This window comes from Pseudomonas sp. PvP089, from assembly GCF_017875165.1.
GTDB classification, from domain to species: Bacteria; Pseudomonadota; Gammaproteobacteria; order Pseudomonadales; family Pseudomonadaceae; genus Aquipseudomonas; species Aquipseudomonas fortuita.
Genome location: NZ_JAGGME010000001.1, coordinates 1,048,283 through 1,070,957 on the forward strand (window position 1 = coordinate 1,048,283; position 22,675 = coordinate 1,070,957).

The window sequence follows — 22,675 nt, forward strand, 5'->3', positions numbered from 1 at the left end:
GCCGGCGATAGGGCCAGTACAGTCAAACGAAAAAGGGGCCGACGATGCGCGTCGGCCCCCCTCTCACCGCTCAGTCAGCGGTCAATGCTCGGCAACTGCCTCGCGCCTGACCGTCTGGTTGCCGTGCTCGTCCAGCTCCAGCATCGGCACTTCGTTGCCTTCGGCATCGAACAGCTTGCCATCCTTGAAGTAGTCGCCATCACGCAGCGCGGAAATGTCGGAGTACTGGATGGTGCGTTCGTAAGCTGCAGCGAACACGGACTGGTTTTCCGAGTTGCCGGTGGTGAAGTGGTTGAATATCAGGTTCAGCAGGATGGCCATGATTGCCGCCGAGCTGATGCCCGAGTGGAAGATGGTCTCGAACCAGTTCGGGAAGTGGTGGTAGAAGGTTGGTGCGGCGATCGGGATCATGCCGAAGCCCAGCGAAGCCGCGACGATGATCAGGTTGACGTTGTTCTTGTAGCTGACCTTGGACAGGGTGCGGATACCGCTGGCCGCCACGGTGCCGAACAGCACGATGCCCGCGCCGCCCAGTACCGGGGTCGGTACTGCCGCAATCACCCGGCCCATGACCGGCAGAAGGCCGAGTACCACCAGAATCACGCCACCCGTGGCCACCACGTAACGGCTCTTGACCCCGGTCACGGCCACCAGGCCAACGTTCTGGGCGAACGCGCTCTGGGTAAACGAGCCGAAGATCGGCGCCAGGATGCTCGATGCCATGTCGGCGCGCAGGCCGTTGCCCAGGCGTTTGGAGTCAACCTTGGTCTCGATGATCTCACCCACGGCGAGGATGTCGGCCGAGGTTTCCACCAGGGTTACCATGATCACGATGCACATCGACAGGATCGCGGCGATGTGGAATTCCGGCATACCGAAGTGGAACGGCGTGGGGAAGGCGAACATCGGGCCTTCGGCGACCTTGCTGAAGTCGGTCATGCCCAGCGCCCAGGCGATGAGGGTGCCGAACACCATGGCCAGCAGGATCGACAGGCGCGAGATGGTCGCGCTGCCCAGCTTGCTCAGCAGCAGCACGATGGCAAAGGTCAGCCCCGCCAGGCCGATGTTGGCCACGCTGCCAAATTCCGGCGAAGCGCTGTTGCCGCCCATCACCCAACGAGCGGCGACCGGCATCAGCGTCAGGCCGATGGTGGTGATGACGATGCCGGTCACCAGCGGCGGGAAGAACTTGGTGATGCGCGAGAACACCGGGGTGATCAGAAAGCCGATCAGCGATGCTGCCATGACTGCGCCGAGCACACCGGGCAGGCCACCGCCGCCCTCGCTGCTGAGGATGGCACCCATGGTCGCCACACCGGCAAACGACACGCCCTGCACCAGCGGCAACTGGCAGCCGAAGAACGGCAGGCCGAGGGTTTGCAGCAGGGTGGCCAGGCCACCGGCAAACAGCGAGGCGGCAATCAGCATGCCGATCTCGGCGCCGTTGAGGCCTGCGGCCTGCCCCAGGATCAGGGGTACCGCGACAATCCCTCCGTACATGGTCAGCACATGTTGCAGACCGTAGGCCAGGTTGGCACCAAGGCCGAGGTTTTCGTCCTCGGGGCGCTTGGCGGGAGACGTGCTAGGGGACGTAGTCATGGAGCAGGCTCTCTGTTTATTTTTGTGTCGCTACTGTAGACAGTTCCTGCAAATGATTGCCACTAGAATTGTATACAATATTTTGATCGGAGCGCGCACATCGGCGGCCTCCGGATGTGCGAAAACCCAATGCAGAAGGCGTACCAACTCATCAAATGCTGTATTAGAGGGGTGTGTACAAAGTGCAGCTACCCAGCCTTAAAGCTGTCTGGGTAGACAGGAAACACAACGCGGGAAGGCTATTAGCTAGCTAAAAGATTTCATTATTCGATGAGTTCGCGCAGCTCACGCATCATTCTGGTGCTGTCAGCCCCGTTCAATTCCACAAGACGGTGCAAATGGCTCATCGAATCAATGTCGATGTACAAGCAGATGAAGCCCAGTCGGTTCGGTTCTTCGTGGCGCAGTTCGACCTGCATCTGCACCTCGGTCACTTCGTCGTTGAGCACAATGTAGGCTTCGAAGTCCTGGCTCAGGTCGGGATCCCAGGGTTGCGGGCTTTCGACCAGCAGGCCTTTGAGGGACAGGTCGAGCAGTTTCACCTCCCAGCAACGTTCGCCCTGGCACAGCCTGGTCGGGGCGTCGAACGGGATACGCAGGAAACGGCGGCGTTCGTCGTGATCGCTCATGGCATGGATCCTCGGGTAGGTCCTAAAGTGACATCCTGACTATAGTTAAAATGCTACGTGCATCAGGTACCGCAATCTGGCCGCAGAGGCTCTAGACCAAAGCAAGTGTGGCAATGCGCGATGACTCGCCCTAGACTCGGTGGGCGGTCTTTCCAATCCACCAGCTGGAAGCTAACCATGAACAACAATAATAGCCTGCTACGCCACATTCCGTGGCTGGCGCTGGCAGTCATAGGGGCCTGCGCGCTGGGTGTGGTCGCCCTGCGTCGCGGTGAGGCAATCAACGCCTTGTGGATCGTGGTCGCGGCAGTGGCCATCTACCTGGTTGCCTACCGTTACTACAGCCTGTTCATCGCTACCAAGGTGATGCAACTGGACCCGCGCCGTGCTACCCCTGCGGTGCTCAACAACGACGGCCTGGACTACGTCCCGACCAACAAACACATTCTTTTCGGTCACCACTTCGCTGCCATCGCCGGCGCAGGCCCCTTGGTCGGCCCGGTGCTCGCCGCGCAAATGGGCTACCTGCCCGGCACGCTGTGGCTGATCGCCGGCGTGGTGCTGGCCGGTGCGGTGCAGGACTTCATGGTCCTGTTCCTGTCCACCCGCCGCAACGGCCGTTCGCTGGGCGACATGGTGCGCGAGGAGATGGGCCGCATTCCGGGCACCATCGCCCTGTTCGGCTGCTTCCTGATCATGATCATCATCCTCGCGGTGCTGGCGCTGATCGTGGTCAAGGCCCTGGCCGAGAGCCCGTGGGGCATGTTCACCGTCATGGCGACCATCCCGATCGCGATGTTCATGGGCATCTACATGCGCTATATCCGTCCGGGCCGCATTGGCGAGATCTCGGTCGTTGGCGTGGTACTGCTGCTGGCCTCGATCTGGCTGGGCGGCGTAATTGCTGCGGATCCGGTCTGGGGCCCGGCGTTCACCTTCACCGGCGTGCAGATTACCTGGATGCTGGTGGGCTACGGCTTCGTCGCCGCAGTGCTACCGGTGTGGCTGGTGCTGGCGCCGCGTGACTACCTGTCGACCTTCCTCAAGATCGGCACCATCGTTGGTCTGGCCATCGGTATCCTGATCATCGCGCCCGAGCTGAAAATGCCCGCGCTGACCCAGTTCACCGACGGCACTGGCCCGGTATGGAAGGGCACCCTGTTCCCGTTCCTGTTCATCACCATTGCCTGTGGTGCGGTGTCCGGCTTCCACGCGCTGATCTCTTCGGGGACCACGCCCAAGCTGCTGGACAACGAAACCAACGCCCGCTACATCGGTTACGGCGGCATGCTGATGGAATCGTTCGTTGCCATCATGGCCATGGTCGCCGCGTCTGTGATCGAGCCGGGCGTGTACTTCGCCATGAACAGCCCGGCCGCCGTGGTGGGCGCAGACGTTGCCTCGGTGGCGCAGACGGTCAGCAGCTGGGGCTTCCTGATCACCCCCGAGCAGCTCGAAGCCGTCGCCCGTGACATCGGCGAGCACACCATCCTGGCCCGTGCCGGCGGTGCGCCAACCCTGGCGGTCGGTATCGCGCAGATCCTGCACCAGGTGTTGCCAGGTGAGAACACCATGGCGTTCTGGTACCACTTTGCGATCCTGTTCGAGGCGCTGTTCATCCTCACGGCGGTGGACGCCGGTACCCGTGCCGGGCGCTTCATGCTGCAGGACCTGCTTGGCAGCTTCGTGCCGGCGCTCAAACGCACCGAGTCGTGGGGGGCCAACCTGCTTGCCACCGCGGGTTGCGTGGCAATGTGGGGTTATCTGCTGTACCAGGGCGTGATCGACCCGCTGGGTGGCATCAACACCTTGTGGCCGCTGTTTGGCATCTCCAACCAGATGCTGGCCGGTATCGCCTTGATGCTCGGTACTGTGGTGCTGATCAAGATGAAGCGTCAGCGTTACATCTGGGTCACCTTGGTGCCGGCCGTGTGGCTGCTGATCTGCACCACTGCCGCAGGCCTGATCAAGCTGTTCGACCCGAACGCGGCCGTTGGCTTCCTGGCCCTGGCCAAGAAGTACAGCACTGCACTGGACGCCGGCCAGGTACTGGCCCCGGCCAAGGACATCGGGCAGATGCAGCACGTGATCTTCAACGCCTACACCAACGCGGGCCTGACGATTCTATTCCTGCTGGTGGTCTTCAGCATCCTGTTCTTCGCCATCAAGGTCGGCTACGCCGCCTGGGGCCGCAAGGAGCGCAGCGACAAGGAAACCCCGTTCCAGGCCCTGCCTGACGCGTAATCGAGAGGACTGCAATCATGTTCAACGACTTGGGTCGACTGGGAAAATACCTGGGGCAGGCAGCCCGCCTGATGGTCGGTATGCCCGACTACGACAACTATGTCGAACACATGCAGAAGACGCATCCGGACAAGCCGGTGATGAGCTACGAGGCGTTCTTCCGCGAACGCCAGGAAGCCCGTTACGGCGGCAAGTCCGGGCCCAAATGCTGTTGAACCCTAAGCGTTGACCTGTCCGGCCTCATCGCCGGCACGCCAGCTCCCACAGGTACTCCATAGGCCACAAGTCTGTGCAGTACCTGTGGGAGCTGGCTTGCCGGCGATGAGGCCACTGTTTTTTCCGCACAGGAGATGTTCTGCGTGCAGACGCCTATTCCCGTAACCGTACTCACAGGTTTCCTTGGTGCTGGCAAGACCACCTTGCTCAAGCACATGCTCAAGGCCGAGCACGGCCTGAAGATTGCCGTGATCGAAAACGAATTCAGCGAGGCCGGCATCGACAGCCAGCTGCTGGGCGACGAGCCGGTGCAGGTGATGACCCTGGCCAATGGCTGCGTGTGCTGCAGCATCCACGGCGACCTCACGCGCGCCTTGTACCTGCTGCTCGAACGCCTGGACGCAGGCGAGATCGCCTTCGAGCGCCTGGTCATCGAATGCACCGGCCTGGCCGACCCGGCGCCGGTGGCGCAAACCTTTTTCATCGACGAGGAGCTGCGTGAGCGCTATATCCTTGACGGCATCATCACCCTGGTCGATGCGGTTCATGCCGAACTGCACCTGACCCAGACCATCGCCCAGGCCCAGGTCGGCTTTGCCGATCGCCTGCTGCTGAGCAAGACCGACCTGGCTGAACCGGCTGCGGTGCAGGCTCTGCGCGAGCGCCTTGCGCGCATCAATGGCCGGGCCGCCATCGGTGTCGTCGAACACGGCCGCATCGACCTGGCTGAGCTACTGGATGTGCGTGGTTTCAACCTCAACCCTGACCTGGGCGCAAACCTGAAACCGGCGCTTCGCCCGGTGCTCAAGCCCGCCACGCCGGACAGGATCTCGACGCTGGTGCTGCGCACGGAAACCGCGCTGGATATCGACCGCCTCAGCGGTTTCATGAACGAGTTGCTGGAAACTCATGGCAAACAGCTGCTGCGCTACAAGGGCGTGCTGAACATCGCCGGTGAAGACCGCAAGCTGGTCTTCCAGGGCGTGCTCAAGCTCTACGGCTTTGACTGGGACGCCCAGTGGGCCGAGGGTGAACCCCGTGAGAGCGTGATGGTGTTCATCGCCGATGAACTGCCCGAGGCTATGATTCGGGCTGGCTTCGAGGCGCTGGCTGCGGGCTGACCCGCCGCGGCGTTGCGGCCTGGAACCACTGCGGCCACGAGCTGCGGTGGCGGGTTTCAACCTCGATGCACGGGATCAGGCGCTCGGTCAGCACAGCGGTCTGCCGCACTGCCTTGGCGGTGCGGTACTTGACGCTGTGGATGCACTCGCGGTCGCCGAACTCGCAGCGGTTCAGTGCGGTACCGCCGCAAGGGCCGTTGGCCAAGCCCTTGGGGCAGGTTTCCGGGCAGACGTACAGCGTGTCTTCCAGACGGCAGCGGCCGCACGTATCGCAACCCACCCATGGCCGTTTCACCGCACGTTCCACTTTGTGCAACACCTGAGCACCAACGCGCGTAGCCCACAGCGGCCGGCGAACCGCCCAGCCAAATGCCTTGCTCAAGCCATTGCGGCGGCTGAACAGCAGCGAATGCATGCCGTGCATCAGGTGATAGCGTGCTTTCTCTTTGAAGGAGGCATCGACCCGCGATTCGCCCTGCCGCCAGGCCGCTTGCGGCGGATGGAAGATCACCGCCGGCAGCCCGGGCATCTGCCAACTGGCCTGCCAGGCGGGCGCCCACTGCTCCAGCGTGTGGACCTGGGTTTGCCAGTGCTCGATACGGGCTTCCAGGGCCAGCAGCTGTTTGAGTTCGTGAACCCCTGACAGGTGCACACCGGCGTAACCCATCAGCTTTACACCGATGATCTGCAAGGCCAGGCGGTCAACACTGCGCGCCTGGGCAAACACCTTGGACTGCGCGGTCTCCGCTTCGAGCATGTCACGCATGGACGGGGTGACAGTGACGCCGGCCACGTGGTCGAGCATGGCCGCACGCCCGTGGGTAAGGCTCATGAGGCAGGCCAGCATGGGCAGGGGCGTGGGCTGGCGGCGCATCCAGTGCATGGCTTCCTGATGCTTGGCGGCGTCGAAGCCCAGTTGCAGCGTGAGGAAGTCGGCCCCCGCTGCCAGCTTTTTCTCGGCCTTGAAATACTGGGCGCCGCCTTCTTCCTCACAGTACTTGAACGGGTTCAGGGCAGCGCCCAGCAGCCAGTGCGGGCAAGCCTGGCGGGCGAGCTGCAGGGCGGCGACCGATTCCAGGTAGCGTACGGGGCGTTGGCCGGGCTCGTGGCCGGGCAGGCGGTCGCCGGTCAGCAGCAACAGCTGGTCGAGGCCCGCGGCGTCCATACGCTGCAGTTGGGCGAGCAGGTGGTGACGCTCGCGGTCCTTGCCGGAAAAGTGCGGCAAGGCAGGTACCGGGTTGCTGAAAGCGGCGAGGGCGTCCAGCGGCGACATGTCCAGCGGGCTGCCGACGCGATCGCCGATGGCCACGGTCATCGGCCAGCCGCACAGGTGCGCACGGGCCATGATCGCTTCCATGGCGGCGAAGCGTTCTGTGGAAGGCTTGGGGACGAACTCCATGACGCAGACGAAGTTCTGTTCGCGCAGCGCGGTTTTCAGCAGGCTCATGTGGCCGGGCACCTGGTGTGGTCAGGGTGGCATTGTGCGGCACAAGGCGGGCGGGGTCATGTCCGGATGCGCAGGGTGGTGCTCTGAATGAGACATCAGCATGATCATGAAAAAATCTTGGGTTCATCTCAAATTTAATGAGTTTGTCTCAAACCATTGTCAACCGGACAATCCCCTCATTCATTTATGCATGCTGAAGGGACAAGACATGGCACTGGCACACAACCTGGGCTTTCCACGCATCGGTGGCAACCGCGAGCTGCGTGCCCGCCACTGGCAGGTGCAGAAAGACGCCGGCATCGAACTGCTGCCCGTTGGCGACTTTGCCTGGCTTGACCAACCGTTCGACCTTGGCTGGGCGCAACTCTTCGACGAAGTGGCGCAAGCCAAGGCCTTGGGCCACGCGGTCAAGCCAGTGGTAATCGGCCCATTGACCTATTTGTGGCAGGGCGAATACAACGACGGGACCGACAAGCTGGAGCGCCTCGAGACCCTGCTGCCGCTCTATGACCAGTATCTCAACCGCCTGGCTGCGCTGGGCGTCGAGTGGGTACAGATCGATGAGCCGATTCTCGCCGAAGATCTGCCTCAAGACTGGAAAAACGCTTTCGAGCGCGTCTATAACATCCTTCAGCGCGCGCCCTTGAAGAAGCTGATTGCCACCTACTCGGGTGGCCTTGGCGGCAACCTCGGCCTGGCCGCCAACCTGCCGGTCGATGGCCTGCACATCGACCTGGTGCAGGCACCCGACCAGTACGTGACCATCCTCGACCGCCTGCCGGCCTACAAAGTGCTTTCGCTGGGCCTGGTTGACGGCGTCAACCCCGCGCCTTGCAACCTGGGACAGACCCTGGACCTGCTGCACGATGCCCATGAACGCCTGGGAGAGCGGCTGTGGCTGGCGCCATCTTGTGCGCTGCTGCACTGCCCGCTGGACCTGGCTGTGCAGAAGTGCCAGGAAGTCGCGGTGCTGGCTGCTGCACTGGAACAGAACCGCGCTGCGGCTTGATCATCGGCTGCCTGTGCCGGCCTCTTCGCGGGTTTACCCGCGAATAGGCCGGGCCTGCTGATCAGCGCTCGATCGCCAGCGCCACGCCTTGCCCACCCCCGATGCACAAGGTCGCCAGGCCTTTCTTGGCGTCCCGCTTGATCATCTCGTGCAGCAAGGTCACCAGCACCCGGCACCCGGAAGCGCCAATCGGGTGGCCCAGGGCAATCGCCCCGCCATTCACGTTGACCCGCGCAGCATCCCATTCCAGCACCTTGCCCACTGCCAGCGCCTGTGCGGCAAAGGCTTCGTTGGCTTCGATCAGGTCCAGTTCGGCCAGTTGCCAACCGGCCTTGTCCAGGCAACGCTGAGTCGCTGAAACCGGGCCGATACCCATGATTGCCGGGTCTACCCCTGCACTGGCATAGGCGGCGATCTTCGCCAGTACTGGCAAGCCCAGGGCTTTGGCCTTGGCGGCACTCATCAGCAGCACGGCGGCGGCGCCGTCATTCAGGCTGGAGGCGTTGCCAGCGGTAACGCTGCCATCCTTCTTGAACGCAGGACGCAGTTTGGCCAGGGAATCAGCGGTGGTGTCCGGGCGTGGCTGTTCGTCCTGGGCGAACACCTTGGGCTCACCTTTTTTCTGCGGCAATACGATCGGGGTGATTTCATCGTTGAAGCGCCCGGCCTCGATGGCCGCCACGGCCTTGCGCTGCGACTCGGCGGCAAAGGCGTCCTGCTGTTCACGGCTCAGGCCGTACTTGTCCACAAGGTTCTCGGCGGTGATGCCCATGTGGTAGTCGTTGAAGGCATCCCACAGGCCATCGGTGATCATGCTGTCGATCAGCTGGCCATGGCCCATACGCTGGCCAGTGCGGGCTGAAGGCATCACATAGGGGGCAAGGCTCATGTTTTCCTGGCCACCGGCAATCACAACATCGGCATCACCGCAGCGGATGGCCTGTGCGGCCAGGTGCAGTGCCTTGAGGCCCGAGCCGCAGACCTTGTTCAGGGTCAGTGCCGGTACGCTGTAGGGCAAGCCGGCCTTGATCGCGGCCTGACGCGCCGGGTTCTGGCCGGCACCGGCGGTGAGCACCTGGCCGAGGATCACTTCGTCCACCTGCGCCGGGTCCAGCCCGGTCTGCTCCAGCAGGCGCTTGATCACGGCGGCACCGAGGTCGACCGCAGGTACCGTGGCCAGGGCGCCCTGAAAGCTGCCGATGGCGGTGCGGGTAGCGGCGACGATGACCACGTCATTCATGTTGTTGTTCTCCGTGCGATGGGCGTAATGCCCAAGCATCGGTGGCTTTGGCTCATTTGTTAAGTTTGTTTTTCTTTCGGATTGATGTGAAAAACAAATCAATGGGCGCTCGGCGGGCTATCCAACTAAGCTGAATTCCGTGCTGTTTTCACTCAACTGAATGGAGCCCATACCCATGCGCACCCTCATCGCCTTGATGCTACTGATCGGCAGCAGCACAGCATTCGCCGCCACCCAATGCACCACCGCAGACAAAAGCACCTGGCAAGACCAGGAAAAGTTCCAGGCCCAGCTCAAGGAGCAGGGTTACAAGATCAACAAGTTCAAGGTTACCAAGGGCAACTGCTACGAGATCTATGGTCTCGACAAGGATGGCCGCAAGGTCGAGATCTACCATGACCCGGTGAGCGGCAAGGCGGTCAAGTCCGAGTACCACGATTGAACAGCGACGGCACGGTGCAGCTGTGGGACCCGCTCCTGCGGCTGTGCCATCTCTCCATCGCCGGTGTGTTCTTCGCCGACTATTTTTTCAACGAAGAAGGTGACGACTGGCACCAGTGGCTGGGTTACTACGCACTGGCCTGTGTCGTGGTGCGCGTGGTCTGGGGCTTTGTCGGGCCACCCAGTGCGCGCTGGGACGATTTCTGGCCAACCCCGGCGCGCCTGGCAGTGCATGCCCGTGCGCTGATGCGCGGCGAGCCTTGTCATCGCCTGGGGCATTCGCCAATTGGCGCCCTGGTGATGCTGTTGATGCTCACCGGTATCGCAGGGCTGGTCCTGACCGGCTGGGCGTCCCAGGAGGTGGACGCGCTGTGGGGCGCCGATTGGCCGACCGACCTGCACAGCTGGTTGGCCGATGCGGTGTTGGCGTTGGTGTGTGTGCATGTGCTGGCGGCCATCTACGAGAGTGTGCGCCTGCGCGAGAACCTGCCGTTGTCTATGATCACCGGGCGTCGACGGCGCCGGGATTGAATTTAACTGTGCCGGCCTCTTCGCGGCTAAAGCCGCTCCCACAGGTATTACACAGCCCTTGATAGCGGCGGGGCCCTTGTGGGAGCGGCTTTAGCCGCGAAGAGGCCAGGTCAGGCAACACAACTCAAACAGCCGGACACTGATGGGTCACACAGTGAATCCCGCCACCCCCGGCGGCAATGGCATCAATATCCAGCTGCACGATATCGCGCCCCGGGTACAACGCCGCCAGCAACGCCCGAGCCTCTTCATCCGCCTGCGCATCACCAAACTGCGGCGCGATGATCGCGCCATTGATCACGAAGTAATTGACGTATCCGGCCGCAAAGTCTTCATTGCCCTTGCTGAACCTGTTACGCCGCCCGCGCTGTGGCGGTGACACGACATGAATCTGCAACGTCCGGCCTTCTGCATCGGTGGCGCGCTTGAGAATCTCAAGATGCTTGCGCGTCACGCCGTGGTCATACGATTCCGCGTCGTTGTCCAGGTTGGCAATCACCACCCCCGGCCGCACGAAGCGGGCATAGAAATCCACATGCCCGTCAGTGATGTCCTCACCGGCGATGCCCGGCAGCCAGATAACCTTGCTCAACCCCAAGCGCTCCTTGAGCTCGGCCTCGACCTCGGCCTTGCTCCAGCCCTTGTTGCGGTTGGCATTGACCCAGCTGCTTTCGGTCATGATGCCGGTGCCATGGCCATCCACTTCGATGGCACCTCCTTCACCGACCAACTCGCTGCGCTGATAGCGCGCGCCGGCGAGTGTGGCGATCCGCTTGGCCAGCTGTGCATCGTTGCGGTGGCGCTGCTTGTTGCCCCAGCCGTTGAAGTTGAAATCCACCGCGCCCAGCGCGCCGTCGTCATTGAGGACGAAGTTGGCGCCGATGTCGCGCATCCAGATGTCGTCCAGTTCGCACTCGACAAAGCTTGTGCGCGGGCTGGCGCAGTGCTGCTCGGCCAGCTTTCGTTCGCTTGCCCGGCAGAACACGGTGACCGGCTGATAACGCGCGATGGCTTGGGCTATGCGGCCCAGGGCAGCTTGCACATCGGCGGTGAAGTCTTCCCAGATGACATCCTGGGCGCCGAAGGCGATGAAGGCGCGCTGCTGCGGTTCGCCCTCGTCAGGCATGAGCCAGCGCCCGGGCTCGTCGGCGCGAGTCAGGCCCAGGGGCAAGCCAAGGCCGGTGCCGAGGCCGGCCGCCAGTGACAGTTGCAGGAAGGTTCTACGGCTTGGCATGGCTCAGTCCTGTGCAGTCTTGAAGCGTGTCCACACGCGCATGCGTGCCTGCATGTCAGCCTGTGGAATATCGCGGCCCGGTATTAGTCGGGCATAGGTTGCTTCGTCGAGGTAGATATCGGGGTTGTCGCGCATGCGTGGGTCCACCGCCTGGCGCGCCTTGGCGCTGGCTGTGGGGTAACCGGTGAAGTTGCTGATGGCAGCCATGTTCGCCGGGCGCATGACGAAGTTGATGAAACGATAGGCGTATTCCGGGTGCCTGGCGTCGGCCGGGATGGCCATGGTGTCCATCCACACCGTGGTGCCTTGGCGGGGCACGCGGTACTGGAAGTCCAGGTGCTTGCCTGCGGCCTCGGCCGTGCGCTGGGCCTGGATCACGTCGCCGCTATAGCCCAGGGACACGCACAGGTTTTCGTTGACCAGTTCGGTCACCGGCTGCGACTGGAACTTGCGCACATACGGGCGTATGGCCTTGAGCAGCTCGCTGGCGGCGGCCAAGTCTTCACGCTTGGCGCTGCGTGGCTCGCGCCCCAGGTAGTTGAGGACCACAGCCAACACTTCGTCGGGCGAGTCGATGACCGAGATACCGCAGTCGGCGAACTTGGCCGCCAGCTCCGGCTTGAACAGCAGGTCGAGGTTGTCCAGCGGCGCATCGGGCATGCGCTGGCGGACTTTCTCGGCATTCACCGTCAGGCCGATGGTGCCCCAGGTGTAGGGGACGGTCGCCTGGCTGGCCCTGGGGTACCGGGCATGCAGCTGGCGCAGGCCAGGCTCGATGTCGTCCAGTGCCTCAAGGCGGCTGTGGTCCAGTGGCTGCAGGCTGCCGGCGCGCATCAGCCGTTCGGCAACGGTGTCACCGGGGAACACCAGGTCGTAGCCACTGCGCCCGGACATCAGCTTGGCTTCGAGTACTTCACTGCCGTCCATGACGTCGTAGATGACCTGGATGCCGGTTTCGGCCGTGAACTGCTTCAGGGTGTCCTCGGCAAAATAGTCGGCCCAGTTGTACAGGCGCAAAACGGCCTGTTCGGCCTGGGCCTGGCTGGCGCAAATGGCCAGCGCCCATGCGGCTAGAACGTGGTGTTTCATGCTCAGGCCCTCAGGGTATGTGGATGCTTGCCGTCCAGAGTCAGCAGTGGGGCGTACATTTCCGGGCGACGGTCGCGGTAGATGCCCCAGCTCAGGCGGTCATCGCGCATGCGTGCCAGGTCCAGGTCGTGCAGCCAGATGCCGCCGTTGTCACGGTCGGCCTCGGCGAGCATGGCGCCCTTGTGGTCGCAGATGAACGACGAACCATAGAAGCGCATGCTCAACGAAGCGTCGCTGGCGGCGACTTCATCGCCTACGCGATTGGCCGCCACCACCGGCAACAGGTTGGCGGCGGCGTGGCCGCGCATGGCCACCTGCCAATGGTCGCGTGAGTCCAGTTCGGCGCAGCCGGGCTCGGAGCCGATGGCGGTGGGGAACAACAGCACTTCGGCGCCCATCAGTGCCAGGCAGCGAGCGGTTTCGGGGAACCACTGATCCCAGCAGATACCAATGCCCAGGCGGCCAAAGGCGGTATCCCAGACCTTGAAGCCGGTGTCGCCAGGGCTGAAGTACTCCTTCTCCTGGTAGCCGATAGCGTTGGGGATGTGGGTTTTGCGGTACACCCCGAGCAGGCGGCCGTCGGCATCGGCCACGGTCAGCGAGTTGAAGAAGGCATTGCCGGCGCGCTCGTACCAGCTCAGCGGCAGCACCACGCCCAGCTCGCCGGCCAGCGCAGCGAAGCGCTGCAGCATCGGGCTGCCGGGGTAGGGCTGGGCGAGGGCCTGGTGCTGGTGGTCCTGTTCGATGCAGAAGTACGGGGTAGCGAACAGCTCCTGCAGCAGGATCACCTGGGCGCCTTTGGCAGCGGCTTGGCGCACAAGCTGTTCGGCGCGGTCGAGGTTATCGGGCAGGTTCCAGCTGCACGGCATCTGAGTGGTGGCCACCCGTAGCAGGCTCATGGCTGTACCTCCGGCTGCTGCTGGGTAATGCAGTGGATGCCGCCACCGCCGTGGGCTATGTGGTCGATACGCACGGGTACGATCTGCCGGCCCGGGAAAGCGTGGGCCAGCTGTGCAGCGGCCTCCTTGTCGGCGGCGATGCCATAGGCCGGCATGATGATTGCGCCGTTGGCGATGTAGAAGTTGGTGTAGGACGCACAGAACACTTCGGCGTTATGGTCGACCGCGGCGGTGGCTTCGTACAGGTCCAGCAGTTCGAAGTGTCGGCCCCGGGCGTCCGTGGCCAGTTCCAGGGCACGGCGGTTTTCCCGCACAACTTCGGCGTACAACGAGCCTTGATCATGCGTGGCGTCGACCAGCAATACGCCTGGCCGGGCGAAGGCACACACGCCGTCGATGTGGCCGTCGGTCATGTCGCCGGTGACGTATTGCGGGTCACCCGGCAGCCAGACGGTCTTGCTGATGCCCAGATGGCGGGCAAAGCAGGCTTCGAACTCGGCCTTGCTCACACCAGGGTTGCGGTTGGGGTTAAGCAGCACCGATTCTGTGGTGATCAGCGTGCCTTCACCATCGACATGCACCGCGCCACCTTCGTTGCATAGCGAGGTGCTGAAACCGTCGAGGCCTAGCTGGTCGAGGATGCGCCGGCCCAGGCTGCGGTCCAGACCATGCTGCGACTTGTCGCCCCAGGCATTGAAGCGCCAGCTCAGGCCGGCCAGGCCATGCTGCGGGTGGCAGACGAAACTCGGGCCGCTGTCACGGCACCAGCTGTCGTCCACTGCCAGTTCGATCAGCTCGATGTTGGCACCGCAGAGCGCGCGGGCGCTGGCCACGGCAGACGGGTCGACCACCATCTTCACCGGCTCGAAACGAGCGATGGCCGCTGCGACCCGAGCGTAGTCCTGCTGTACATCGGCCAGGCGCACGTTCCAGGCGCTTTCCCACAAGTCCTGATTGTGTGGCCAGATCATCCAGGTTGCCGCGTGCCGTGCCCATTCGGCGGGCATGCGCCAGCCACTGTCGAGGAACAGGTGCATAGTGAACTCCGATCTATGAAGGATTTTTATCAACGAAGCCCGCCGTCGCGGGTTTTGGTATTCATGCTATGGCTAGGCCTGGCGGGCGACAAACGATAGATTTAGCGCACATCTGATTAGCAGGGCTTATCAATCATGCTTAAACACTGGCCACCTCTTAATGCCCTGCGCGGTTTCGAGGCTGCGGCGCGGCTGGGCAGTTTCCATAAGGCTGCCGAGGCGCTGAACCTCACGCAGTCGGCCATCAGCCAGCAGATCCGCAGCCTGGAAACCTACCTGGAGCAGCCGCTGTTCCACCGCAGCGGGCGTAGCGTGAGCCTGACCGATGCCGGGCATGACCTGCTCAGCACCACCCAATCGCTGTTGCAGCACCTGGCCGTGGGCATTCGTCGGCTTGACCAGTACCGCAAGCCTGACCAGTTGGTGGTCAACACCAGCCCGGCATTTGCCAGGCATTGGCTGTTGCCGCGGCTGGCTGACTTTCACCGGCGTTGCCCGCAGGTCGACTTGTGGTTGTTCACCAGCTTCGAGGTGCCGGACATGGCCACCGAGACCATCGACCTGGCCATCCGCGATGACCTCAGTGCCCAGGCCGAGTGCAGCTTCAGCGTGCTGCATCAGGATCAACTGTACCCGGCCTGCCATCCTTCAATGGCCGCTTCGGTTGTGCGCACTACCTTGCATGGCGAGCGGGAGATGGACTGGAGCCATTGGCAGCTGGAGGGTGGCGAGGATGTGGGGCAGCAGGGCAAGGGGCTGAATTTTTCCGATCCCGGGCTGTTGCTGGATGCGGCGAGCGAGGGGCTGGGGGTGGCCCTGGTCAGCCAGTTGCTGGCACAGCGGGCGATGGAGGAGGGGCGTCTGCAGGCGTTGTCGGCGCAGCGGGTACGGGGGCCGGCGTGGGCTTGCCTGGTGCATCGGGACAGTCAGGAAGATCCGCTGGCCCGGCAGTTTCTGGAGTGGTTGAAAGGTGCTTTGGCCTCAGAGTGATGTTGGCATTACTGGCCCTATCGCCGCCAAGCCAGCCCCCACAGGTACCCCACAGGGCGGAAGGTTTGCGCAGTCCTTGTGAGAGCTGGCTTGAACTGGCCTAATGATTTTGGACACCTTCATCGGGCGCTATGCCGACGATAGGGCCGGTACAGGTAAACCCAGGTTTTGCATCCTTTTGATCACCCCGTAATATGTGTCGGATAACCTGCGGGGGTAGTCTCACCCTCTGATCAATCGGAATCGCCCCACGCGGCGCTTCCCCGGCATAAACCTGACGAGGTACAGACATTGGCCATCATTCATCCTAAGGTTCGCGGTTTTATCTGCACCACGACTCACCCGAAGGGCTGCGAGCTCAACGTCCGTGACCAGATCGAAGCCACCCGCAAGCTGGGCGTGCGCGAGGATGGCCCGAAAAAGGTCCTGGTCATCGGTGCTTCCAGTGGCTACGGCCTGGCCGCACGTATCACCGCAGCGTTCGGTTTCAAGGCCGACACCTTGGGCGTGTTCTTCGAAAAACCAGGCACCGAAACCAAGGCCGGCACTGCTGGCTGGTACAACTCCGCTGCCTTCGACAAGTTTGCCAAGGCCGAGGGCCTGTACAGCAAGTCGATCAACGGTGACGCCTTCTCCGACGAGGCCCGTGCCAAGGTCATCGAGCTGATCAAGAACGAGATGGGTGGCAAGGTCGACCTGGTCATCTACTCGCTGGCCTCGCCTGTGCGCAAACTGCCGCAGACCGGTGAAGTCATTCGCTCGGCACTGAAGCCGATCGGCGAGCCTTACAAGTCGACCGCCATCGACACCAACAAGGACACCATCATCGAGGCCAGCATCGAGCCGGCCACCGAGCAGGAAATTGCCGACACCGTCACCGTCATGGGCGGCCAGGACTGGCAGCTGTGGATCGACGCCCTGGCAGGCGCCGACGTATTGGCCGAAGGCGCTCGCACCGTGGCCTTCAGCTACATCGGCAGCGACATTACCTGGCCAATTTACTGGCACGGTGCGCTGGGCCAGGCCAAGCAGGACCTGGACGAAACTGCCTTGCGCCTGAACGAGAAATTGGCCAGCGAAGTGAAAGGCGGCGCTAACGTGGCCGTGCTGAAATCGGTGGTCACCCAGGCCAGCTCTGCCATTCCGGTGATGCCGCTATACCTGTCGATGGTCTTCAAGATCATGCAGGAGAAAGGCGTTCACGAAGGCACCCAGGACCAACTGGACCGTATGTACCGCGACCGTCTGTATCGCGCCGATGGTGCGCCGGCCGAAGTCGACGAGAAGGGCCGTCTGCGCCTGGACGACTGGGAGCTGCGCGACGACGTACAGGACGAGTGCAAGGCCCTGTGGCCAAAGGTCACCACCGAGAACCTGTTCGACCTGACCGACTATGCCGGTTACAAGAAGCAGTTCCTCAACCTGTTCGGCTTCGAGCGTGCTGACGTCAACTATGACGACGACGTGGCCACCGATGTGAAGTTCGACTGCATCGAGCTGTAAGCCGAACCGGGCTGGCCCTATCGCCGGCAAGCCAGCTCCCGCAGCTAGACCACAAGCCTCATGGCCTGTGGAATTCTGTGGGAGCCGGCTTGCCGGCGATAAGGCCAGCACAGGTTCAAGATTTTTTGCTAGTTTTGGCGCACAACAACAGGGAATGCGCCATGAGTAGCCTCACCCAACCCGCCACCCCTTTTCGCCAGGCCACAGCCGATGGCTACAGCCTCGGCGGCTTCTGCTGGCGTCACGCCCAGCCTGACCCCCAGCGCCCGCTGGTGATCATCAACGCGGCCACTTCGGTACGCTGCCGCTATTACTCCCGCTTTGCCGACTACCTGTTTGCCCAGGGCTGCGATGTGCTGACCTACGACTACCGTGGCATCGGTGAATCTCGTCCGGCTTCGTTGCGTGGCTTCCAGGCATCGTGGAGCGACTGGGGCCGTCTGGACTTCGAAGCGATGTTGGCGCATGCGGTCGAGCGTTTCCCCGGCCAGCCAATAGACGTGGTGGGGCACAGTTTTGGCGGTTGTGCAGTCGGCCTGGCACCGTCGGCCGGCCAGATACGCAGGGTAGTGATGGTAGGCGCACAGTTTGCCTACTGGCGCGATTACGCGGCTGATCAACGCTGGCGGCTGTTCGGCAAATGGCATGTGGTGATGCCTTTGCTAACCCGCGCTTTGGGCTACTTCCCTGGCAAGCGCCTGGGCTGGATGGAAGACACCCCGGCAGGGGTGGTGGATGACTGGACCACCCGTACGCCACGCTATGAGCACCGGCCAAGTGGGCGCCGGCTGGAGAGGGTACCGTTTGCACACGTCCAGGCAGCGACGCTGGCCATCAGCTTGACCGATGACCCGTTTGGCACTGTGGCGGCGACCGAGCGCTTGCTGAGTTATCTACAGGGTGCCCGTCACCTGCGTATTGCGCCTGTGGATATCTCAGTCGAGGAAATTGGCCATTTCGCGTTTTTCCATGACCGGTTTCGCGAGAGCCTGTGGCCGGTGGCCTTGCATTGGTTGATGCAGGGAGCGCTGGATGAAGGTGGGCCTGGCACCCTCATGGATTGAGGGTGCATTCTGTAGGAGCGGGCTTGTCCCGCGAATGGAGCCACGCGGTGCCTGGCACCGGCTTTGCCGGTGTTCGCGGGACAAGCCCGCTCCCACAGAGCCCCGCTTGTCTCACGGCTTGCGCGACAGCGGCTGCCCGGCAAATTTCACACCGGCCAAACCATGCTCGATCAGCGCACGGATATTGCCATGGTCGCTGCCCTCAGGCGTGGCCAGCACATCACGGTAGTGCTCGCCAAAGGCCAGCAGCGCTTCCTGGTCGCTCAGCCCTTCCAGCAACGCCAGGCCCAGTGTCTTGCACGAGCCTTCGTTTTGCCCGGCTGCGTTCTCCACGCCGCCGTTGTTGAAGGCCTGCGGCTGATAGCTGTAATTGTCGGCAATGAACGCCAAGGTATCGGCAAATACATGGTGGCCGCTGGCCAGGCTGGCGCGCAGGGTGTTCAGATCAGTCACGAGGTTTTCCTTTTTCGAACGCCGCTTGTTGTTCGGCGCTGGCTTCTTTCTGGTATTGGGCTTTCCACTCGGCGTAGGGCATGCCGTACACCGCTTCACGGGCGTCATCCAGGCTCAGGTCGAGCTGGCGCTCGTCAGCTGCGGCCTTGTACCACTTGGACAGGCAGTTGCGGCAGAAACCGGACAGGTTCATCAGGTCGATGTTCTGTACATCGGTGCGCTTTTGCAGGTGTTCGACCAGGCGCCGGAACGCGGCGGCTTCGAGTTCGAGCTGTTGCTGTGGGGTCATGGGCTTCTCTCAGATCATGCGGTTCTTCAAGTGGCGGCCACCGTTGATGACCACCTGGCTGCCAGTGCTGTACTGGCTGGCGAGCAGGTACTTGACTGTCTCGATCAGTGGGCCGGCGCCGGGTTCGAACTCCAGCAGGGCCTTTTTCAAGGTTTGCTGGCGGTAGGCTTCGTCGCCCCCTTCCTTGAGGATCAGCAGCCCGGGCAGGATACCGTTCACATGCACCTTGGGCGCATATTTTTCAGCGAACGACAGCACCATGTTCTGCAGCGCAGCCTTGGTGGCAGCGTAGCCGATGTGGCTTTTGCTGCCGCGCGAAGAGGTTTCGTCGCAGATATGGATGATGTCGGCTTTGTCCACCTTGGCCAGCAGGTCGCCCAGGGCCAGATTGAGGTGGTAGGGCGCTTCGACGTGCAGGCGGAACATGGTCTCGAGGTTGTCGAGCCCGTCATCGAGCCACAGCGAGGCGTTGTGGATGATGGCGCGCAGGCCGTCGTAATGGGTATGCAGGTGATCGATCAGGGCCTGGCGATCGGCTGCCAGGCACAGGTCGGCCTGAAAGTGCACGATGTTCGGGTGGGCCGTCTGTGGATGGACGCTGCGGCTGGCACTGACCACCGTATGGCCGGCCTGTGCCAGTTCAAGGGCCAGGGCCAGCCCGACGCGCTGGCTGGCTCCGGTAACGAGAATGGGGCTGTTCATGTTCGGGGCGGTCAACTTGTCTGTCCTTTGGTTGCCGCCCAGCATACCCGAACTGTTTCCTTGTTGTATGGCCTGGGTTCAGCGGCTGCGCAAGGCGCCAGTGGTGGCCGGGGAGGCATGCAGCCAACTGGCCAGCAGGCGGGTGGACAGGGGGATGAACAGGTACACCATCAGCGGCGTCAGGGCCAAGGTACTGAGCATTACCCGGGGCAGCATGTCCAGCGTCGCCAGCCAGGGGCCGAACAGCAGATTGAACGCCAGCGAGACTGGGAAAAATGCCAGCCAGATGGCCACGGCCTGCTTCCAGCGCGGTGGTTTTTGCACCGTATTGGTGCCAAACCAGTCGTCGATACCACTGACGCGCGCCTCTTTGGGGCGCTCGAACAGCCCGTTGCCGCGCTGCAACCAGGCCCGGCGCGAGGCGGAATGCTCCCAGGCATGCAGGGTGGGTTCGTCGCTGAAGCGGAAGATGATCTGGAATTCGTCGCCATCGGCGGGCGGGGCGAGGATGCCGGAACCGAGGTAGCCGGGGAAGTCGGTGGCCAGCTGCTCGCCTTCATGCAGCCAGGCCAGCAGGTCCTGGTAGCGGCCATGGGCGGCGCGGCGCGACACCATCAAGGTGACGGGTGGGGTAGACATCGTGTATCTCCTGGCAACGGGGCTGGCGGGTAGCTGGCCCCTTTGGCTACGTGGCCCGGGGTGGTGGGCAACGCAGGTGTGCATGCAAGAATCGGGCGCGGATTATCGCGCCTGTGTGATCTTCGGCAAATGTCAGCCGGCAAACGGTTGCACCCTGCGATCGGTGTCGGCGTAGTAGAATGAGCGCTCAACTTCCGCACTCAGGGTACGCCGTGCAGATGAACGAACATGGACGTGATCCGCTGATCGAAGTGGCTCTTGAGCAGCAGGAGCTGTTTCCGATCCGCGAAGTTTCCCGACTGACGGGTGTCAACGCCGTGACCCTGCGTGCCTGGGAGCGCCGCTACGGGCTGATTCAGCCAACCCGCACCGACAGTGGCCACCGTCTTTATTCCCAAGCGGACATCGATGATATCCGCCGTATCCTCGGCTGGCTTGAGCGCGGCGTAGCGGTGAGCAAAGTGGGCAGCATCCTCGCTCGCGGCCATGCCCTTGCCGCGCAGGTCAGCGGGGCGACGGACGCCTGGTTGCGCTGGCAGCACCAGGCGCGTCAGGCCGTGCAGCGGTTTGACATGGCCGGCCTGGACCGGCTGTTCGACGAGGTGTTTGCTGCCAACACCCTGGACCAAGTGTTCGCTGAGGTGTTCATGCCGGTTTGGCACGACCTGGCGGCCGGGCAGGGCGTCTATGGGCAGGCCAGCGAGTGGCTGTTCCTTGACCAGTTCTTGCGTGGCCGGGTATTTGCCCGTTTGCAGCTCGCCCATGTGCCGCGTGGCCGCACAGTGCTGCTGGCAGCGTTGCCAGGGCAATGCCACGAACTGGAATTACTGGTGACCGGCCTGAGCCTGGGCAGCGACGAGATTGGCGTGACGCCCTTGGCAAGCGGGCAGCCGCTGCAGGAGCTGGCGCTGGTCTGCGAACGCCTGGAACCCGATGCTCTGGTGCTGTTTTCCCACCACCCACCCACGGCTGAACTCACCCGCCGACTGGTGCGCATGGCTGCGGTACTGGAATGCCCGTTGTTGCTGGCCGGCGAAGCTGCAGAAGTGGCACAGGACCACCTGGCAGGCAGCCAGATCGCCTGTCTGGGGGCGCAAGGTAGTGTGATGCGCCAGCGCTTGCGGCAGTTTCTGGCCGGTCAGCTCGATACTTGAGTGTGCAGTTCGGGGTGCGCCCGGCGATGGGCCTGGAGGATGTAGTCGCGCAGGCGGTCGATCTCTTCTGCCGGGCTCTGGCCCAGGTCGTAGGCTGCCAGGTCCGGGCCGATGCGCCGGCCCAGCACACCATGCAGTTCGATCGGGCTGATGTCGCCCGGTGCGAAGTTCAACTCGAAACGGGTGGGCGCTGTTGGCAAGCCGCGGATCTCAACCAGTACACCTTTGAACGAAATATCGCGGACCCACAGGCCGCTTTGCTGCTCATGGCTGTCGAGCAACGGGCTGGGCGTATCCATCGGCAGCCGCCACGCGCGCAGCATGGGGCCGTCTTCGTAGATTTCCGGTGAACCCACTTGCAGATGCAAGGCGTGGAACTCGTCTTCCACCAACTGCAGGGGGAAGCTGATCTGCTGGTTGTTGAACTGGGCCTGCAAAGTCACTTGTTCGTTGGCCACCAGGCGGGTCAGCAAGCTCTGGATGCGACGGTCGCCATTGACCAGCAGGCTCGACATCGAGTCGGCCAGGTTCAACTGTGGAGAATGCTGCATGCTCTGGATGAAATCCAGCTCGTCCTGGGTCAGGAGCGCGTCTGCTTGCATGATCGAACTCGGTGGTGGCGATTTCTTCAACGGTATTGACCGTGCGTGGCGTACTTGGTTCAGGTGCGTTCGTCGGGTAGCAGGCTAGCGCGCAGCTCGGCCAGTTCGCGCTCCAGTGCGACCTGGCGGCTGACATCCTTTTGAATCCCGATGAAATAGGATCGCCGTTCACTTTCGAGCCTTACCGGTGTAATGGACAGCTCGTTCCAGAATGCGCTGCCATCCTTGCGGTAGTTGCGCAGCACTTCGCGACAGGGGCGGCCTTCGGCCAAGGCCCTGCGGATGCGGGCACGGCCAAGCTGGTCACGGTCGTCGGCCTGCAGGAAGCGGCAATCCTGGTAGAGGATTTCGTCGCGGCTATAGCCGGTCAGGCGTTCGAAGGCGGCGTTCACGTAGATCAGGATGGTGTCGTCGCCTTCCTGTTCGGCAACCACGATCCCGTCATTGGACGCATCGACCATCGATTGCAGCAATTGCGCGTTGATCATGTCTGGGCCATTGAGCAAAGAAAGGCTGAAGGCGGCGACTTTGGTAGAGGCGGCC

At 62.8% G+C, this 22,675-nt stretch carries 23 protein-coding genes and 1 pseudogene; 10 read left to right on the plus strand and 14 right to left on the minus strand.

What is annotated here, in order from left to right; genetic code table 11:
* Positions 1-81: 81 nt before the first annotated feature.
* Both J3A71_RS04780 and J3A71_RS04785 read right to left on the minus strand, forming a co-directional pair.
* Entirely contained in the window at positions 82-1,599 is a 1,518-nt protein-coding gene (locus J3A71_RS04780) for a nucleobase:cation symporter-2 family protein (protein ID WP_016489098.1), read from the minus strand.
* Positions 1,600-1,862: 263 nt separating this feature from the next.
* Positions 1,863-2,228, minus strand: a complete 366-nt coding sequence (locus tag J3A71_RS04785) for a PilZ domain-containing protein (RefSeq protein WP_023047384.1) — start codon at positions 2,226-2,228, stop codon at positions 1,863-1,865.
* 177 nt (positions 2,229-2,405) lie between these two features.
* Here J3A71_RS04785 and J3A71_RS04790 point away from each other — a divergent pair, with 177 nt between their 5' ends.
* The 3 genes from J3A71_RS04790 to yjiA all read left to right on the plus strand — a co-directional run bounded on the left by J3A71_RS04790 (position 2,406) and on the right by yjiA (position 5,809).
* Positions 2,406-4,472: a carbon starvation CstA family protein gene (locus tag J3A71_RS04790; RefSeq protein ID WP_209952692.1), complete on the plus strand. Its 2,067-nt coding sequence runs from the start codon at positions 2,406-2,408 to the stop codon at positions 4,470-4,472.
* Positions 4,473-4,489: 17 nt separating this feature from the next.
* Positions 4,490-4,687 (plus strand): YbdD/YjiX family protein, encoded by a 198-nt coding sequence (locus tag J3A71_RS04795; RefSeq protein ID WP_003251633.1) that lies wholly within the window; start codon positions 4,490-4,492, stop codon positions 4,685-4,687.
* A gap of 144 nt (positions 4,688-4,831) precedes the next feature.
* Positions 4,832-5,809, plus strand: a complete 978-nt coding sequence (yjiA, locus tag J3A71_RS04800) for a GTPase (protein ID WP_024718027.1) — start codon at positions 4,832-4,834, stop codon at positions 5,807-5,809.
* Here the strand turns inward: yjiA and J3A71_RS04805 are convergent.
* A complete protein-coding gene (locus J3A71_RS04805; protein ID WP_023047382.1) occupies positions 5,769-7,256 on the minus strand; it encodes a methylenetetrahydrofolate reductase C-terminal domain-containing protein in 1,488 nt (495 codons plus the stop codon). The genes yjiA and J3A71_RS04805 overlap by 41 nt on opposite strands.
* A 208-nt stretch (positions 7,257-7,464) precedes the next feature.
* On the opposite strand from J3A71_RS04805, the pseudogene J3A71_RS04810 reads away from it, so the two are divergent.
* Positions 7,465-8,241, plus strand: a pseudogene (locus J3A71_RS04810) (5-methyltetrahydropteroyltriglutamate--homocysteine methyltransferase); the annotation flags it as partial.
* Between the two features lie 85 nt (positions 8,242-8,326).
* On the opposite strand, the gene J3A71_RS04815 reads toward J3A71_RS04810, so the two are convergent.
* Entirely contained in the window at positions 8,327-9,505 is a 1,179-nt protein-coding gene (locus J3A71_RS04815) for an acetyl-CoA C-acetyltransferase (protein WP_024718026.1), read from the minus strand.
* A 175-nt stretch (positions 9,506-9,680) separates the two neighbouring features.
* On the opposite strand from J3A71_RS04815, the gene J3A71_RS04820 reads away from it, so the two are divergent.
* Positions 9,681-9,947 (plus strand): PepSY domain-containing protein, encoded by a 267-nt coding sequence (locus J3A71_RS04820; RefSeq protein ID WP_016489091.1) that lies wholly within the window; start codon positions 9,681-9,683, stop codon positions 9,945-9,947.
* Positions 9,944-10,477 (plus strand): cytochrome b/b6 domain-containing protein, encoded by a 534-nt coding sequence (locus tag J3A71_RS04825; RefSeq protein ID WP_060517407.1) that lies wholly within the window; start codon positions 9,944-9,946, stop codon positions 10,475-10,477. Before J3A71_RS04820 ends, J3A71_RS04825 begins: the two co-directional genes overlap by 4 nt.
* Before the next feature lie 124 nt (positions 10,478-10,601).
* Here the strand turns inward: J3A71_RS04825 and J3A71_RS04830 are convergent, their stop codons facing one another.
* From J3A71_RS04830 to J3A71_RS04845, 4 genes are read right to left on the minus strand one after another with little or no spacing between them, the layout of a single operon-like run.
* The gene (locus J3A71_RS04830; RefSeq protein ID WP_016489089.1) at positions 10,602-11,711 is read right to left on the minus strand and encodes an agmatine deiminase family protein; all 1,110 of its coding nucleotides are present in this window, start codon (positions 11,709-11,711) and stop codon (positions 10,602-10,604) included.
* A gap of 3 nt (positions 11,712-11,714) precedes the next feature.
* Complete coding sequence (locus J3A71_RS04835; RefSeq protein WP_096426752.1) at positions 11,715-12,800, minus strand: extracellular solute-binding protein; 1,086 nt, start codon at positions 12,798-12,800, stop codon at positions 11,715-11,717.
* Positions 12,801-12,802: 2 nt separating this feature from the next.
* Positions 12,803-13,699 (minus strand): N-carbamoylputrescine amidase, encoded by an 897-nt coding sequence (gene aguB, locus J3A71_RS04840; protein ID WP_023047706.1) that lies wholly within the window; start codon positions 13,697-13,699, stop codon positions 12,803-12,805.
* A complete protein-coding gene (locus J3A71_RS04845; RefSeq protein WP_095116116.1) occupies positions 13,696-14,736 on the minus strand; it encodes an agmatine deiminase family protein in 1,041 nt (346 codons plus the stop codon). The genes aguB and J3A71_RS04845 overlap by 4 nt, the downstream gene beginning before the upstream one ends.
* A 135-nt stretch (positions 14,737-14,871) precedes the next feature.
* Here J3A71_RS04845 and J3A71_RS04850 point away from each other — a divergent pair, with 135 nt between their 5' ends.
* The 3 genes from J3A71_RS04850 (at position 14,872) to J3A71_RS04860 (ending at position 18,293) form a co-directional block, all read left to right on the plus strand.
* Positions 14,872-15,726 carry a LysR substrate-binding domain-containing protein gene (locus J3A71_RS04850; protein ID WP_016489085.1) on the plus strand — a complete coding sequence of 285 codons (855 nt, stop codon included), beginning with the start codon at positions 14,872-14,874 and terminating at the stop codon, positions 15,724-15,726.
* 291 nt (positions 15,727-16,017) lie between these two features.
* Positions 16,018-17,229: an enoyl-ACP reductase FabV gene (fabV, locus tag J3A71_RS04855; protein ID WP_016489084.1), complete on the plus strand. Its 1,212-nt coding sequence runs from the start codon at positions 16,018-16,020 to the stop codon at positions 17,227-17,229.
* 161 nt (positions 17,230-17,390) lie between these two features.
* Positions 17,391-18,293 (plus strand): alpha/beta fold hydrolase, encoded by a 903-nt coding sequence (locus J3A71_RS04860; RefSeq protein WP_096426751.1) that lies wholly within the window; start codon positions 17,391-17,393, stop codon positions 18,291-18,293.
* A 111-nt stretch (positions 18,294-18,404) separates the two neighbouring features.
* On the opposite strand, the gene J3A71_RS04865 is transcribed toward J3A71_RS04860, so the two are convergent.
* Genes J3A71_RS04865 through J3A71_RS04880 form a run of 4 tightly spaced genes read right to left on the minus strand, consistent with a single transcriptional unit; the run spans position 18,405 to position 20,376 of the window.
* The gene (locus J3A71_RS04865; protein ID WP_016489082.1) at positions 18,405-18,746 is read right to left on the minus strand and encodes a HopJ type III effector protein; all 342 of its coding nucleotides are present in this window, start codon (positions 18,744-18,746) and stop codon (positions 18,405-18,407) included.
* The gene (locus tag J3A71_RS04870; protein ID WP_010955294.1) at positions 18,739-19,035 is read right to left on the minus strand and encodes a DUF1244 domain-containing protein; all 297 of its coding nucleotides are present in this window, start codon (positions 19,033-19,035) and stop codon (positions 18,739-18,741) included. Before J3A71_RS04870 ends, J3A71_RS04865 begins: the two co-directional genes overlap by 8 nt.
* A 9-nt stretch (positions 19,036-19,044) precedes the next feature.
* Positions 19,045-19,782, minus strand: a complete 738-nt coding sequence (gene folM, locus J3A71_RS04875; protein ID WP_016489081.1) for a dihydromonapterin reductase — start codon at positions 19,780-19,782, stop codon at positions 19,045-19,047.
* Positions 19,783-19,815: 33 nt separating this feature from the next.
* On the minus strand, positions 19,816-20,376 hold the full coding sequence (locus J3A71_RS04880; RefSeq protein ID WP_016489080.1) for an antibiotic biosynthesis monooxygenase: 561 nt from the start codon (positions 20,374-20,376) through the stop codon (positions 19,816-19,818).
* A 218-nt stretch (positions 20,377-20,594) separates the two neighbouring features.
* Here J3A71_RS04880 and J3A71_RS04885 point away from each other — a divergent pair, with 218 nt between their 5' ends.
* Positions 20,595-21,530 carry a MerR family transcriptional regulator gene (locus J3A71_RS04885; protein WP_096426750.1) on the plus strand — a complete coding sequence of 312 codons (936 nt, stop codon included), beginning with the start codon at positions 20,595-20,597 and terminating at the stop codon, positions 21,528-21,530.
* Here the strand turns inward: J3A71_RS04885 and J3A71_RS04890 are convergent.
* Both J3A71_RS04890 and J3A71_RS04895 read right to left on the minus strand, forming a co-directional pair.
* Positions 21,515-22,132, minus strand: coding sequence for a PilZ domain-containing protein (locus J3A71_RS04890; RefSeq protein WP_023047711.1), 618 nt, complete (start codon positions 22,130-22,132; stop codon positions 21,515-21,517). The genes J3A71_RS04885 and J3A71_RS04890 overlap by 16 nt on opposite strands.
* Positions 22,133-22,191: 59 nt before the next feature.
* Complete coding sequence (locus tag J3A71_RS04895) at positions 22,192-22,620, minus strand: PAS domain S-box protein (RefSeq protein ID WP_060517415.1); 429 nt, start codon at positions 22,618-22,620, stop codon at positions 22,192-22,194.
* Positions 22,621-22,675: the final 55 nt, after the last annotated feature.

Excerpts from the sequence above, each read along its gene's own strand:
- J3A71_RS04780 (WP_016489098.1), bottom strand. The coding sequence starts at position 1,599 with ATGACTACGTCCCCTAGCACGTCTCCCGCCAAGCGCCCCGAGGACGAA.
- J3A71_RS04785 (WP_023047384.1), bottom strand. The coding sequence starts at position 2,228 with ATGAGCGATCACGACGAACGCCGCCGTTTCCTGCGTATCCCGTTCGAC.
- J3A71_RS04790 (WP_209952692.1), top strand. The coding sequence starts at position 2,406 with ATGAACAACAATAATAGCCTGCTACGCCACATTCCGTGGCTGGCGCTG.
- J3A71_RS04795 (WP_003251633.1), top strand. The coding sequence starts at position 4,490 with ATGTTCAACGACTTGGGTCGACTGGGAAAATACCTGGGGCAGGCAGCC.
- J3A71_RS04805 (WP_023047382.1), bottom strand. The coding sequence starts at position 7,256 with ATGAGCCTGCTGAAAACCGCGCTGCGCGAACAGAACTTCGTCTGCGTC.
- J3A71_RS04815 (WP_024718026.1), bottom strand. The coding sequence starts at position 9,505 with ATGAATGACGTGGTCATCGTCGCCGCTACCCGCACCGCCATCGGCAGC.
- J3A71_RS04820 (WP_016489091.1), top strand. The coding sequence starts at position 9,681 with ATGCGCACCCTCATCGCCTTGATGCTACTGATCGGCAGCAGCACAGCA.
- J3A71_RS04830 (WP_016489089.1), bottom strand. The coding sequence starts at position 11,711 with ATGCCAAGCCGTAGAACCTTCCTGCAACTGTCACTGGCGGCCGGCCTC.
- J3A71_RS04835 (WP_096426752.1), bottom strand. The coding sequence starts at position 12,800 with ATGAAACACCACGTTCTAGCCGCATGGGCGCTGGCCATTTGCGCCAGC.
- aguB (WP_023047706.1), bottom strand. The coding sequence starts at position 13,699 with ATGAGCCTGCTACGGGTGGCCACCACTCAGATGCCGTGCAGCTGGAAC.
- J3A71_RS04845 (WP_095116116.1), bottom strand. The coding sequence starts at position 14,736 with ATGCACCTGTTCCTCGACAGTGGCTGGCGCATGCCCGCCGAATGGGCA.
- J3A71_RS04850 (WP_016489085.1), top strand. The coding sequence starts at position 14,872 with ATGCTTAAACACTGGCCACCTCTTAATGCCCTGCGCGGTTTCGAGGCT.
- J3A71_RS04860 (WP_096426751.1), top strand. The coding sequence starts at position 17,391 with ATGAGTAGCCTCACCCAACCCGCCACCCCTTTTCGCCAGGCCACAGCC.
- J3A71_RS04870 (WP_010955294.1), bottom strand. The coding sequence starts at position 19,035 with ATGACCCCACAGCAACAGCTCGAACTCGAAGCCGCCGCGTTCCGGCGC.
- folM (WP_016489081.1), bottom strand. The coding sequence starts at position 19,782 with ATGCTGGGCGGCAACCAAAGGACAGACAAGTTGACCGCCCCGAACATG.
- J3A71_RS04880 (WP_016489080.1), bottom strand. The coding sequence starts at position 20,376 with ATGTCTACCCCACCCGTCACCTTGATGGTGTCGCGCCGCGCCGCCCAT.
- J3A71_RS04885 (WP_096426750.1), top strand. The coding sequence starts at position 20,595 with ATGAACGAACATGGACGTGATCCGCTGATCGAAGTGGCTCTTGAGCAG.
- J3A71_RS04890 (WP_023047711.1), bottom strand. The coding sequence starts at position 22,132 with ATGCAAGCAGACGCGCTCCTGACCCAGGACGAGCTGGATTTCATCCAG.
- J3A71_RS04895 (WP_060517415.1), bottom strand. The coding sequence starts at position 22,620 with ATGATCAACGCGCAATTGCTGCAATCGATGGTCGATGCGTCCAATGAC.